The 13,553-nt window shown below is 44.0% G+C and carries 11 protein-coding genes and 1 pseudogene; 2 read left to right on the forward strand and 10 right to left on the reverse strand.

The window, feature by feature from the left end; translation table 11 throughout:
* Positions 1-165: 165 nt before the first annotated feature.
* The 7 genes and pseudogenes from ACFQPF_RS15110 to ACFQPF_RS15140 all read right to left on the reverse strand — a co-directional run bounded on the left by ACFQPF_RS15110 (position 166) and on the right by ACFQPF_RS15140 (position 7,500).
* The gene (locus ACFQPF_RS15110; RefSeq protein WP_379750537.1) at positions 166-1,626 is read right to left on the reverse strand and encodes a S41 family peptidase; all 1,461 of its coding nucleotides are present in this window, start codon (positions 1,624-1,626) and stop codon (positions 166-168) included.
* Between the two features lie 129 nt (positions 1,627-1,755).
* Positions 1,756-2,961: a murein hydrolase activator EnvC family protein gene (locus ACFQPF_RS15115; protein WP_379750538.1), complete on the reverse strand. Its 1,206-nt coding sequence runs from the start codon at positions 2,959-2,961 to the stop codon at positions 1,756-1,758.
* 46 nt (positions 2,962-3,007) lie between these two features.
* On the reverse strand, positions 3,008-3,901 hold the full coding sequence (ftsX, locus tag ACFQPF_RS15120; RefSeq protein ID WP_379750539.1) for a permease-like cell division protein FtsX: 894 nt from the start codon (positions 3,899-3,901) through the stop codon (positions 3,008-3,010).
* The gene (gene ftsE / locus ACFQPF_RS15125) at positions 3,891-4,577 is read right to left on the reverse strand and encodes a cell division ATP-binding protein FtsE (RefSeq protein ID WP_379750540.1); all 687 of its coding nucleotides are present in this window, start codon (positions 4,575-4,577) and stop codon (positions 3,891-3,893) included. Before ftsE ends, ftsX begins: the two co-directional genes overlap by 11 nt.
* Positions 4,578-5,722: 1,145 nt before the next feature.
* A complete protein-coding gene (locus ACFQPF_RS15130) occupies positions 5,723-6,589 on the reverse strand; it encodes a YitT family protein (RefSeq protein WP_379750663.1) in 867 nt (288 codons plus the stop codon).
* 415 nt (positions 6,590-7,004) lie between these two features.
* Positions 7,005-7,421 (reverse strand): annotated as a pseudogene (locus tag ACFQPF_RS15135) (DUF1796 family putative cysteine peptidase).
* Positions 7,372-7,500: a hypothetical protein gene (locus ACFQPF_RS15140; protein ID WP_379750673.1), complete on the reverse strand. Its 129-nt coding sequence runs from the start codon at positions 7,498-7,500 to the stop codon at positions 7,372-7,374. The pseudogene ACFQPF_RS15135 and the gene ACFQPF_RS15140 overlap by 50 nt, the downstream one beginning before the upstream one ends.
* Positions 7,501-7,771: 271 nt before the next feature.
* Between ACFQPF_RS15140 and ACFQPF_RS15145 the strand changes: the two genes are divergently transcribed.
* Both ACFQPF_RS15145 and ACFQPF_RS15150 read left to right on the forward strand, forming a co-directional pair.
* Positions 7,772-8,029 carry a hypothetical protein gene (locus ACFQPF_RS15145; RefSeq protein ID WP_379750541.1) on the forward strand — a complete coding sequence of 86 codons (258 nt, stop codon included), beginning with the start codon at positions 7,772-7,774 and terminating at the stop codon, positions 8,027-8,029.
* Between the two features lie 213 nt (positions 8,030-8,242).
* Positions 8,243-8,875: a response regulator transcription factor gene (locus tag ACFQPF_RS15150; protein WP_379750542.1), complete on the forward strand. Its 633-nt coding sequence runs from the start codon at positions 8,243-8,245 to the stop codon at positions 8,873-8,875.
* A 475-nt stretch (positions 8,876-9,350) separates the two neighbouring features.
* Here ACFQPF_RS15150 and ACFQPF_RS15155 read toward each other — a convergent pair whose 3' ends face one another.
* From ACFQPF_RS15155 to prfB, 3 genes are all read right to left on the reverse strand, one after another.
* On the reverse strand, positions 9,351-10,181 hold the full coding sequence (locus tag ACFQPF_RS15155; protein ID WP_379750543.1) for a DUF1295 domain-containing protein: 831 nt from the start codon (positions 10,179-10,181) through the stop codon (positions 9,351-9,353).
* A complete protein-coding gene (locus ACFQPF_RS15160) occupies positions 10,181-11,935 on the reverse strand; it encodes a DegV family protein (RefSeq protein WP_379750544.1) in 1,755 nt (584 codons plus the stop codon). Before ACFQPF_RS15160 ends, ACFQPF_RS15155 begins: the two co-directional genes overlap by 1 nt.
* Positions 11,936-12,242: 307 nt before the next feature.
* A protein-coding gene (prfB, locus tag ACFQPF_RS15165) for a peptide chain release factor 2 (protein ID WP_379750545.1) occupies positions 12,243-13,344 on the reverse strand; the annotation gives its coding sequence in 2 pieces (ribosomal slippage) (positions 12,243-13,271 and positions 13,273-13,344; 1,101 coding nt in all).
* Positions 13,345-13,553 lie beyond the last annotated feature (209 nt).

The following is a 13,553-nucleotide window of genomic DNA, read 5'->3' on the forward strand; positions in this document are numbered from 1 at the left end:
TGCGGGTCGCCCCGCACCACCTTGTCTTAAGCTACTGTTACTACTGCCTTCACAGTTCGGGACTCACACCCTATAGCCTGTACCCATGCCGGGCACACCAAAAAATTCCGCAGGAGCAGACTGCCCCTACGGATAGTATTCGTGAAGTATGTCGTTTTTCCTGCCTTACTGCTTTTCCAAAATAAGCTGAATCGCGGTCTGCAGCTGGACATCGTTCTTCTCGCTGCGAATCTGCTCGATGATCTCGCTCTCCATCTTAGCTGCCGTTTTCTTATCAATTTTCCCAGTCGGCTCCAGCTTGTTCGCCTTTTGGAAGGCGATGACAGCCGTCTGCGTTTTATCATCAAAATAACCGTCGTTTCGTCCTGGCGAGAAGCCAAGTCCATTCAGCATAATCTGTGCGTTTTTCACCTGCTCGGAATTGCTGTCAAACGCGATCGGCTTTTCAATATTCAGCGGATTCGTATAGAAATAGGCGGGCTGCTTAACCGCATGCGTCGGCTTCACGCCTTTTTTATGGATCCAGTTTCCGTCCGGTGTCAGCCATTTAAAGAGTGTCAGCTTAATGTTGCTGCCGTCTCCTAAGTCAATGGACTGCTGAACAGTACCTTTTCCAAAAGACTTTTCTCCAACAAGATCATAGCCGCCTGCTTCGGTTAATGCGGCTGCAAGAATTTCAGACGCGCTCGCACTTCCTCCATCAATGAGCCCGATGATCGGATAATCCTTTTTCTCTTTCAGCTGAGACACGTATTCCTGCTTGTTGCCTTTGCGGTCCTCAATCTGAACGAACGGCTTCTTATCTGTTACGATCTGCTTTAAGATGCGGTCCACCGCTTCTAAGTAGCCGCCTGGATTTCCGCGCACGTCAATGACAAGTCCGTCAATGTCCTGCTTCTCTAATTCGGCAAGCTTTTTCTTAAAATCACTGCCCGTTTCTTCCGAGAAGGAGGTGATCTCCAGAACGCCGACCTTCTTGCCCTTCACTTCTTTCACATCAGAATAAACGGTCTCGATCGGAATTTCATCACGCTTTACTTTTACATTCATCACATTGTCGACGCCATTTCGCTTGACGCCAAGTGTGACCGTTGAGCCCTTTTTGCCTCTAATTTTCAGGACGGCCTTATACAGATCGAGGCCTTCGAGGCTTTTACCGTCCACTGTGATAATCTGATCATTCGGCTTCAATCCTGCGTCCTCAGCCGGCGAGTCCTTAAACGGTGCCACAATCGTCACTTTTCCGTTCACCATGCTCACTTCTGCACCGATTCCCTCAAACGAGGAGTCGAGCGACTGGCTGAACTGGCTTGCCGTTTCTTCATCCATATAGGAAGAATACGGATCCTTCAGCGTTTTCACCATTCCCTGAATGGCGCCTTCTAACAGCTTTTCTTCGCTTACTTCCTCCACATAACGGGAAGAAATGATTTCATACGTACGCTGGAGCTTGGAAAATTCTTCGTTTTCATCAAACTTGGCAGATGACTTCGGTAATTCTTTTACATTCGTCCCAGGATAAACCTCTTTCGCGCCAAAATAACCCATGCCCGCATACATTCCGCCAGCGCCAATCAGCATCGCAAGAACGACTACCGCTACAAGCATCTTTTTGTTTACATTCATGTCGTCACCTCATTTTTCTGCAGGAAAAGGCACCACACCTTGCCAGTGCGATGCCTTTTGTTGTAAGAGAAAGATGTTCCTTGCTCCTACTGTACTATATGAACAGCTTGTTTACATTATGATTTTATTTTACCAGTATGCTGCTGGATTCACAGCATTCGATTTCGCCTGGTTCCATGGTCCTTTGTGCAATTCAAAGTGCAGATGCTGACCCATGCTCTGACCCGTGTTCCCCATATAGCCAATCATCTGGCCGCGCTTCACGGATCCGCCTTGAACCGCACGGCTTCTCATGTGCGCGTAAACCGTAGTCCACGTCTGTCCGTTAATATAGTGCGAGATATAGATGACGTTTCCGTAAGAGTTCGAGTACTCAGAACGGATAACGGTACCGTCTGCTGCTGCATGAATCGGCACAGTTCCGCCTTGTGCGATATCCACTCCATAGTGCATGCCATCAAAACGGTTAGCATAACCGGATGTTAACGCACCAGAAGCTGGCTTGATGATCATGCCGTTTCCAGTCGGAGGTGGTGAGCTCTCTCCGCCGCTGTTGTTATTGTTCATAGATGCCCGCGCGGCACGCTCCATCTCAGCGCGAATCGCTGCTTCTTGAGAGGCAAGAATTTTATCAGCGTTCTCGACCTTGTGGATTTCGTGCTCAAGGTGCGAATGTTCTTTTTCAAGCTGCCCCATCAGCTTGTCCTTTGCAGCCATCTGTGCATCAAGCTGCTTGCGGAGCTCTTGCAGCTGAGAAGCCGCGATCTGAAGCTTAGTAAGAGCTGCTTCAATCTGGGACTTTTTGCTCTCTAATAGCTCTTTATCTTTTTTCTGTTCTTCTAAAATTTGCTTGTCCTGCTCTGCAATCATATTCAGCGCGAACACACGCTCAATGAAGTTGCCGAAATCCTTGGATCCTAAAACGACATCAAGATAGTTAACCGCTCCGCCGTTTTCATACATCGCTTTTACGCGGTCTTTCAGCATTTTATCGCGTTCGTCGATGCGCTTTTGCACGACGGCAATCTCTTTTTCTAGTTCAGCGATTTGCTCCTTAGTGTCCGCAATTTCTGACTCTTTGGCGCGGATTTTCTCATCTGTTTCAGTAGAGATCTTATCCAGCCGCTCAATCTCTGCTTCAAGCGCCTCTTGCTTATGCTCGTTTTGAGCAAGCTTTTTTTCAGCAGCCGCACCGCGCTGCTTGTTGGCTTGCTGCTTCTTCTTTATTTCCGATAGTGTTTCCGCTTTAACCGTTGACACGGGCTCCTGATAAAAAGCGAGCGTGCCAAGCGCTAAGCTGATAGAAAGCGTAATACCTGCAATCCTTCGATTCATGTGTAACGTTTCCCCCTTGTACCCCGAATTGTTATGTCGCGTGTCATTAAACTTTTAAGAACTTACGGACGGATGTAACACTTCCCCAAACACCGATTGTTCCGCCAATTGCCACCATAAGGAGCGACAGCTGAGGAATAAGCGGATAAACAGGCAGAAGGTCAATAAAGACGGTTCCAAGCTTCTGGCTGACTGAATCAAATATGAATTGATACCCGACGATAAGCACAATGATTGGCAGCAATGCTCCCATCACGCCAAGCGCAAATCCTTCTAGGAAAAATGGCCAGCGGATAAAACCGTTCGTCGCACCGACGAGCTTCATGATCTCGATCTCTCGGCGTCTTGAAACGATGGTCAATTTAATCGTGTTGGCAATCAAGAACATAGCGGTGAAAATCAAGCCGATAACTAAGGCGATACCGACGTTTCTTGCCGCACCTGTCACCTCAAACAGCTTTTCAACCGTTCCTTTGCCGTATTCAACCTTATAAACAAAAGGATATTTTTCAATTTGTTTAGCAACGAGTGCTGTGTCCTGCGGTTTCACCGTTTCGATGACAAACCGGTCTGGAAGTGGATTTTCTTTTTGAAGGCCGGAGAACACCTTGCCCTCATCCCCAAGGTCCTCGATCAAGTTCTTCAGACCCTGTTCTTTTGATTCAAACTTGACTGATTTTACTTTTTGAATCTTTTCTAGCTCTTTTTCATAATTTGCATAGTTCTCTTTCTTTTCTGTCTGATCAATGTAAGCTCGGATATGAACATCCTTCTCGATCTGGCTTGCCACATGGTTGATGTTAAGCAAGATGGCCAAGAATACCCCTACGAGCAAGAGTGTGACGGTTACCGCACTGACAGATGCAAACGTCATCCATCCGTTTCGCACAAGACTCTTACCTGACTCTGCGAAGTGGCGTTTCAGGGTTCTAATCTTCATAGCCGTAGTCCCCCTTTGCCTCATCGCGTACAATTCTTCCGCCCTCAATGGCGATAACGCGATGCTTGATTGTGTTAACGATCTCTTTGTTGTGTGTTGCCATCACGACAGTAGTGCCGCGTTCGTTGATTTCTTTAAAGATATCCATGATCTCCCACGCTGTTTCAGGATCCAGGTTCCCCGTCGGCTCATCAGCAATGATGACAGGCGGCCGGTTCACGATGGATCGGGCGATGGAAACACGCTGCTGTTCTCCCCCAGACAGTTCGTCCGGAAACATTCGCGCCTTGCTTTTCAGCTTAACAAGATCAAGCACTTCCATCACGCGCTGGCGGATTACCTTTGGTGATTCTTCAATAACCTCAAGTGCGAACGCCACATTTTCATAGACGGTCAGCTTAGGAAGCAGCTTGAAATCCTGAAAGACAACGCCGATTTTACGGCGTACTCTTGGAATTTGGCGCTCCTTCACTTTCGCCAGGTTCGTTCCATTAATCATGATCGCACCTTTTGTCGGTCTTTCTTCGCGGTACATACACTTAATAAAAGTAGATTTACCTGCTCCGCTAGGCCCAACCACATAAACAAATTCACCTTTTTCAATCACTACATCAATCCCATTCAGTGCCATAACACCGTTCGGGTACGTCTTCCATACGTCAATCATTTCGATCAAACGTCTCACATCCTAACTGCTAAGCTATTTCCCTATCTCCCCGCATAAGGGCTGAGATGTTCATCTAATCTCTATATTGGTAAACCGCGAAATTAGTCAGCGGTTTTGCAAGAATTGTCATTTTTTCCGTAATTCCTATTATAACATCCATATCCGTAAATTTTATTACAGTTATGTTTCATCTTCCGTCAACAAGTGACAATAGGCGGATATTCAATGAATTCTTTTGAATAAAAATTACGACACAATTCGAGGAATTCCTTTAAACATCGGGGTTAACAACGCTAAAAGTTTTCGACATCCCCACACAAAACAGGGGGTTATCATATCAAAATAGTAAAAAGGTCACTCTGGCTGGTGTGGCGGTGAGTTGATGGGAGCGTAAATTTATTGGGGTTGAATGGTGTTTGAAAGTAATTGGGGTCCGGTACATCTATTTATTAGGTTGAATCTCGTTAAAGTATCCGTTTTTTCAAATTATCTTGTTAATTTACTCTCATATCCGTTTCACATGATGATCAAGTAGAGCTTTCGTACCGTATCTTGCTCATTTTTGGTCTTGCTTTTATTAAAAATTTTGGTTTGGAGCAAGTTATCACAACACTTTTTCGGTTTCTCACAGCAATTCTGGAAAAACTCACAGCATTTTTGGAAAAAGTTAACGCAATTCAGCTAAAAGTCACGACAATTTAGCCAAATGTCACGACATTTGCCTAACTGACGCAACTGTACTGGCCATTTCCTTAAAAGCGGTACGCCTAATGGGGTCATGTACACTATTATCATTTCAAGCATAATCAACAAAGCGTTATTTTCTCCAGATTATCTTCTTATCTCTTGATTAATGGACTCATAGATGATCAAATTAGTGATTCCCTATCCATTTTTGCTTATTTACAGATTTAATTCTTCATTAAATTGGGGTTGGATCAAGCCATTACAACACTTTTTCGGTTTCTCACAACATTTCAGAAAAAACTCACATGAATTCTGGAAAAAGTTAAAGCAATTCAGCTAAAAGTCACGACAATTTCAGCCGATGTCACGACATTTGCTTGAACTGCGCTAATCCATCTGGCCACTGATCAAAAAAAGTCCCAAAACGCAAAAAATCAGCGCTTTGGGACATTCATATAAACTTAACTTTAAGATCGTTTAAATCCTTCGCCGAGCACTTCATGGGCGTTCACGACAATAATGAAGGCGGATGGATCGATATCTCGTACATATTGCTTGAGCTTCGTGACTTCGTGCTGTGCGACGACACACATCAGCATCGGGCGCTCATCCTGTGTATAGCCGCCGAACGCGCTGATTTTCGTCACACCGCGGTAAATATCGGTTAAGATTCCTTTTCTCAGCTCTTCTTCATGATCAGATATGATAAGTGCCATTTTGGACGTGCCTAGACCCATCTGCACAACGTCAATCGTCTTCGCGGTCAGAAACATCGCGATCAGCGCATAAAGCGCCTGTTCGATTCCGAAAATGATCGCGGACGAAAGGACAATCGTACCATCAATCAGGAGAATGATTGTACCGAGAGAAATGCCAATATATTTGTGAATGATCTGGGCAAGCAGATCCACACCGCCGGTTGATGCCTTCCCGCGGAAGACGATACCCAGTCCTGCGCCGATTCCAAGACCGCCAAACAGCGCTCCGAGCAACGGATCTTTCGTCGCTGCTCCCCAGTCTTCAAACACGTATACAAAAAGCGGCAGCACGATTGTACCGACGAGTGTTTTCGCACCGAATCGCCTGCCGAGAAACACGAGGCCTGCTATAAAGAGCGGGATGTTGAAGGCCCATTGAACATAAGAAGGCTTCCAGCCAAACAGTCCGTAAAGGATGGTACTGATCCCGCTCACTCCGCCTGAGGCGATGGCATTCGGTAAAAGGAAAACGGAAAATGCCAGCGCTACAAACGCGGATCCAATTATGACATATACATATTCAAGTGCCACTTCAGCCCAAGTCGGGAGAATGGCCTTTCTTCTTCTGATTGCCATCATCATGTCTGACTCACTGCCTGTCTTCAAATAATTTCCGGGGTCCGGTACCTTTCTTTCAAAATTCAGCTTTATGAACCGATTAATGGTAAAGGTACCGGACCCCGCCCTTAAAAGCTGCCTTAAAAATTATATCAGCGCTATGATCTACTGTAAACGCAGCCAGACTGCCGCGCTAAAGGGCTGAACTGTTTATACTAGTGTTATCCTTTTAACTCGTTTTCTCTCAGATGCAATGAAAAAAAAACCTCACTTTCATGAGATTTTCAAGTCATTAGTTTGATGTCTTTCAGCATAAAATCCCAAGCCGAATAGTCACTCGCACCAGTTAATAATTGGCTACTTGGAGTTTGAAAGGAACAAATAGTCGGATGTGAAATAGCCCATGAATCATAGGTTAGATGCGGCACTGAACTTAAATGAAGAAGAAGGTTTTATACTTGTGTTTTACCATTCCTTTCAGCACATTGTCGAGCTCTGCTGCCTCAGCAGGTGTACCTCCAATTCGAATAAACAGCAGGTTATGGCTTGTCTCTATTTTTTCAAGAAAGCGCTGAATTCTTCGATTATATTTTGCTATCACTTCTGGATATGAATCTAAATGGGAAAGGCTTTTATTTATAGTAATGGGAAAATCATGAGCAGAGATAATATTATATCGTTTATCATTTACATATTAATTTGCTGGATTTGGGGCATTGAAAGTAACAAGCTCGAGTTGCGAGTAATCCATAAACTTGCGGAAACGATTTTTCAACAATCTCGTTACACCTGCTAAATCGTTAGATATCGTCCAATCTAGTACTCCAGAAGTATTTCTTAAATTTATCATTTACAGCTGCATCGATGGCATGCAATTCATCCCTAGACTGTAGACCCATCATATGCCCTGCTAAATCTGGAAGCAGCATTTTTATACCACCTTCAATACATTTTTTCATCACAAAGTGTGTGATGATATAGTTTATTGTTTTTTTCCTTGATTTGGACAGGCTTGTACCCATGAAATAAAAATTCCGCTCAAGCATTACAAATAGGTTTGTCGAACCCTTTTTTCCAATTGCTACACTATTCGTGCTAAAATGATATTTATCACAAAAACGTTACGGCATTTGCCGAAATGTTGAAAAATAAAGTCGCTATCATCATTATCATCTAATACGGACAGGGAGGATGATCTTTTTGAAGAAAGAGCAAGACATAAACCCGCTGATTCTTGATAAACTTGATGAAACATTAGGAAGGCTTGACCGCTTTCAAGCTAAGCTCGATATAATGGAACGAAACTTTGACATAATGGAAAACGAGATGGGTCGCTATCATTCAGCGGTTGTGGTCAAATTCGAGGAAATGCAGGAACGCATCAAATTCTTGGAAGCACAGATTGAATATCTTCTAGACAATAAGTATCCAGATGAACCAGCCGTAACCCTTCAATAACGTCAGGGGTCCGGTACACAAATAGTAAGAAACACAGCCTGGCAGGCATTGCCGGGCTTTTTTGTGCGCCAGGTACCGGACCCCCATATCATTAAGTATTTATGCGCTCTATGAATAAACATGTAAATGTTTACAAATATATTTTTTCAGACAATTTCAAACATAACATTGTTATAATTTTTATATACATATGTTTTTAAAGGGGTAATCATCGTGGAAACAATCGTCATCATTCACAAGAATGCTTTTTTAAGAGAAGGCATACGGCAATTTATTAACAAAGAACAGCCACAGCTGCAGGTTAACGTTTATGACAAACTGACACACGCAGCGCTTGCTGCACTGCAGGAAGGTGATCTTGTCATGCTCGATGCGTCGCCTGAAGGTACAGATCATCATTCTTTAATTGAAACACTATTGGAAAAGAACATTAGAACAGCGATTTGGCTGCCTTCACAAAACAAAGAATACTGCAAAATGATGCTCGAGCTGAAATGCGCTGGGTACTTTTGTTCGCAAACCGATTATGATGATTTAAAGTACGCGTTTTCCGTTTTATTAAATGGAAAAACGTATGTGCACCATGATATTATTCCGCATTTATACAGCCTCACCGAGCAGCCTAGCTATACACATGAAACTCTTCCCTCCAACAATCTGACGCGCCGTGAGTGGGAGGTGCTACAGCTGCTGGCGGATGGCATGAACAACAAAAGCATTTCGGTCCGCCTGTATGTGTCAGAAAGCACGGTTAAAAACCACCTAAGCTCGATAATGCGCAAGCTGAAGGTAAACGACCGGACAGCCGCTGTCATTAAAGCAATCAGAAACAATTGGGTGTCCTGAACCTAAATGATTTTTTAGAAAGGCTTTTCTCGCAAACTTTGTTGCTTTTAGAATTCTAAGAAGTGATTGATCTCCGTTACAGGTGCACGCTTTCCGCGGGGTGAGCGGTGAGCCCCTTCGTCACAAGCGCCTTTGAAGGGTCTCACCTTCTCACTCATCCCGCAGGAGTCGGCACCTTTCACTTCGATCAACTTCTTAATGAAGGATTCAAAGTTGATTAAGATAAAAGACCTGGTAAGATGACGTACAAGCGATCCTAGAATTATGTGTAGAAAATAAGATAGTGAACTTTCACAGATGCAATCCAGCAGCAATAAGTTTGCACAATCAGACTTTTCAAAAACAACAATCTCTATGAAAAAAGCCTTTAGAAATAAAAGAACCCGCAATCCTGCGAGTTCTTTTTTATGCTGCTACTTTATCTTCTGAAAGATACTCTTTCCCTGTACTTGCAGCTTTGTTCCGATTCTTTTTATCATTTTTGAATAGGGTGTTGTCTACGTTCTGAAACCGCAGCATGAGCTTCTGTTCTACCATTACTTTTTGGAATCCAAGGAATGAAGCGATTGGTTCTTTTCTTGTATTCTTGATAGGCTTTGTTATCTTTGTACCGTTTCTCCAAAAATGGCACACCGGATACTTTTAGCAGCAAAAAGTTAATGAACAGTGCACTGAATACGGAAGTCCATCCAAGCTCCACTGGGAGAACGATCACGAAGATGCCCCACCACATGGCAGCTTCCCCAAAATAGTTCGGGTGTCTTGAATACTTCCATAACCCTGTATCCAGCACTTCTTCTTTATGCTTTTTGTTTTTCTTGAAACTTTCGAGCTGAGCATCTCCGACCACTTGGAAGATGAATCCGACGATCCAAAGTAATGTTCCAAGAAGCAAGAATGTCATCTCGTTATTCTCATTCGCTGCATTCACACGTACGATTGGATAAGCGAGCAAGAGCATGAATGCTCCCTGCAGCATAAACACTCGGAAGAAGGCAATAACAGCAGCTTTCTCTCCCCATGCTTTTCGGAAATTTGCGTAACGAAAATCTTCTCCTCGTCCAATTGACCGAATATAAAGGTGGACGGCAAGACGGATGCCCCATAACCCCACTAAAAGCAGAACCACCCATTGCCTTAGATTGAACTCACCGGCAACGAGAAAACTGATCACTGCAATGATGACAAATCCCATTCCCCAGCCAATGTCGACGATTGAATTGTCTTTGATTTTCTGAGCGACAAGATACAGAGCCACCATATAAATGAAAATCGCTAAACCACTGTAAAGATAGAGTTCTCCCATTATTTTTCTCCTCGTTTGTTTTCTTCTTTTAATAACATGGCGACGCTGACTGCCCCTTTACCCGCATGCATCCCGATGACTGGTGATACGCTAGTCGTATAAAGTGGCGCATTACCGGTGATCGCCGTCATTTCTTTTTCTAGTATAGGCAGCCATTTCTCTCCATGAGCGTGCAGCAGGACATATTTATCGATCGTATGCCTCTTATGGACGGCTTTGATCTGTTTAAGCATCGTATTCATATTCGATTTTCTAAAGACTGTCTTTCCATACAATAATGAACGCCCTTCCCCGTCCACGGAAACAACAGGCTTCAAGTTAATCGCAGAGCCGATTTTCCCGAGAACAGGATGTACGCGGCCGCCCTTCACCATATACTCTAATGAAGGTACACTTACGAGAATTTCTGTTTTTTTAATAAGCTGTTCGGATTCGTTTACAATCTCATCAATCGAATGGCCATGCTCAATCATCTCAGCCAGTTCGAGGACAAAAAGCCCGAAAGATCCTGATAATGTTTTTGAATTCAACACAGTTATGCGATCATCTCCCGTATCCTTCGCTACTTGCCTACAAAGGTTATACGTCCCGCTTAATTCTTTTGAAACGTGAACGGACAAAACATAATCATAATTTTGAAGCAAGCTCTCATAGGTCTCTTTAATTTTCTTGATCGCAGGCTGAGACGTTTTTGGCATCACGTCACTCGTTTCATTTAGATCATAAAAGGTCTCTGGTGTGAGCGTTACTTTATCCAGGTACGTCATTCCGTTCACCTCAATCTGTAAAGGCAGCAGATGGATTTGGTGATGATCGAGATCTTTTTGAGGGATATCGCACGCGGAATCTACCACGATGGCAATGTTTCCTTTTCTTGCGTTTCTCATTTCATACTGCCGCTGCATATCATCGATCTTTTGGTAAACGATGGACCCTTCTTCTTTTAAATATCCCAGAACTTGATCAGGAGCGTTCGTGTGCAGATGGATACGGTGTGTGTTCGCATCGCCAATGCATGAGATGGAGTCACCATAATCCATCAGCCTTTGTTTGATTTCATTGATATCCGCTACATTTTTTATGAGTACCTCTGTGCAAAAACGATGCACAGAGTCAAATCCATGGTCCATCATTTTATCTGGCATGATTGTCTTACGGACAGATGAAGCTGTGCGTGTATGGTTCTTCACTTTAGTGGAGGACATCCCTTCCAAAAAAAGATAGAAGGCATACGCACCAGCATCTACTACGTTATTCTTCGCCAGAAGCTCCATCTGGTTTTTCGTTCTCTCGACAGAATCTTTTACAGCACCAAGTGAATCCTGAATCAGCTCAAGAATGCTTTTTCCATGGTCCATTTTTTGTTGAAGAGCTTGAATCCAGCTTTTCATAACAGTCAGTACTGTCCCCTCTTTAGGTTCCGTTACAGAAGAAACCGTTTCGATCACAGCATGATTGGCTGCTGTGATAAAAGCCTTTTGATTTTCTTCATCACTAAACGATAGGAAGGACATCATAAATTGGCTGAAGATGGCTCCAGAGTTTCCTTTTGAATAAGTTAAAATCGTGTCGATGAACAACTCTTTGTCTATTTCATATTCTTCGTACTGCTCCTTTATGGCAGAAAACAAGTGAAATAAATTGCTTCCGGTATCACCATCTGGCACAGGGAAAACATTCATAGCATTAAGTTCTTCTGTAAAGGGGAGTACATTCAAGCAGCCTCTGTACAATAAGTCGATCTTGTAATTCACGTCTTTTCACCCACTTAACATTCATTTGTAAAAAAGTTAAAAATAACTTATACACAGAGTATATGAGTATAATGTACCATGATTCCTCTTTACCAGCTAGTTTTAATGCACTTGGTAAATACTGCAACATCCTCCTTTTCTGCTTACACCCTTCATATCGGCTTTAAAGTTATAAATATCCAATCTTTTGGTAGCTCAATGAAGTTAGCTGGAGACGTCATCCCCTACTTTTATCCTATAGCTTGTGCCCAGCCGTGCACACTAGAACAAAAAAAAGATGCCTCAATCGGCATCTTTTTTTAAAGTCTTATTTAATTCTTGAGCGCAAGTAAGAGTCGATGAACGGCGTGATTTCTCCGTCCATGACCGCCTGTACGTTGCCGATCTCTTTGTTTGTGCGGTGATCTTTTACGAGACTGTAAGGGTGGAACACGTAAGAGCGGATCTGGCTGCCCCAGCCGATTTCTTTCTGTTCGCCACGAATCTCATCAAGCTCAGCCTGCTTCTGCTCGATCTGGCGCTGCACGAGCTTCGCCTGCAGCATTTTCATCGCGCGCTCGCGGTTCTTGATCTGCGAACGCTCCGTCTGGCACGACACAACCGTGTTTGTCGGCGTATGCGTGATACGGACGGCAGAATCTGTCGTGTTGACGTGCTGACCGCCCGCACCGCTCGCACGGTACGTGTCGACCTTCAGATCCTCTGTACGAATCTCAATAGCTGCATCATCGTTCAATTCCGGCATCACTTCACACGACACGAACGACGTGTGGCGGCGTCCGGATGAATCGAACGGCGAGATGCGCACAAGACGGTGCACGCCTTTTTCTGCCTTCAGGTAGCCGTATGCGTTATGTCCTTTAATACTCAGCGTAACAGACTTGACGCCTGCTTCGTCTCCCGGAAGATAATCCAGCGTTTCCACCTTATATCCTTGGCGCTCGGCATATCTCGTATACATGCGAAGCAGCATGGACGCCCAGTCCTGTGACTCTGTACCGCCCGCTCCCGGATGGAGTTCAAGGATCGCATTGTTTTTGTCGTACGGATCACTTAAAAGTAGTGTCAGTTCAAAATCGTTCAAGTCTTTGACCAGAGTTTTCAAATCCTTCACGAGGTCTTTCATCATGTCATCATCGTTTTCTTCTTTTACAAGCTCATAAGCGACCTCAATATCTTCATACGAAGAAGACAGCTTTTCAAATTCGTTGACTTGATCCTTTAAGCCGTTCGCTTCGTTGATGACCGTCTGTGCCGCGTTCTGGTCGTTCCAGAACTCCGGTGCGCTCATCTTTTCGTCGAGCTCAGCTATTTTGGCTTTCTTTGTATCGAGGTCAAAGAGACCCCCTAAAGTCTTCTAACCGTTTTACCATTACTGCTAATTCTTGTTTAACTTCTGTTAAGTCCATGGAAAACACCCCACAAAATATTATTGTTTGTATATACTGTTTTGCTTGAAAGAATTCTAGGAAGAAGGTGATCTCCATTACAGTTGCACGCTTTCCGCGGGGTGAGGCGAAAAGCAGGAATGGCTCGTTCAGCCACGACAAGCAAATGAGAAATGGTCCGGTAAGTCGTTCTTTGACTTATTGGGCACTTGCTCATTTGACCTCGAGGG

The sequence above is a fragment of the Fictibacillus iocasae genome (assembly GCF_042665465.1).
GTDB classification, from domain to species: Bacteria; Bacillota; Bacilli; order Bacillales; family Fictibacillaceae; genus Fictibacillus; species Fictibacillus iocasae.

Bases quoted from the DNA above. Each gene is read 5' to 3' on its own strand.
- ACFQPF_RS15110 (WP_379750537.1), bottom strand. From the start codon at position 1,626: ATGAATGTAAACAAAAAGATGCTTGTAGCGGTAGTCGTTCTTGCGATG.
- ACFQPF_RS15115 (WP_379750538.1), bottom strand. From the start codon at position 2,961: ATGAATCGAAGGATTGCAGGTATTACGCTTTCTATCAGCTTAGCGCTT.
- ftsX (WP_379750539.1), bottom strand. From the start codon at position 3,901: ATGAAGATTAGAACCCTGAAACGCCACTTCGCAGAGTCAGGTAAGAGT.
- ACFQPF_RS15130 (WP_379750663.1), bottom strand. From the start codon at position 6,589: ATGGCAATCAGAAGAAGAAAGGCCATTCTCCCGACTTGGGCTGAAGTG.
- ACFQPF_RS15140 (WP_379750673.1), bottom strand. From the start codon at position 7,500: ATGCTGCTTCCAGATTTAGCAGGGCATATGATGGGTCTACAGTCTAGG.
- ACFQPF_RS15155 (WP_379750543.1), bottom strand. From the start codon at position 10,181: ATGGGAGAACTCTATCTTTACAGTGGTTTAGCGATTTTCATTTATATG.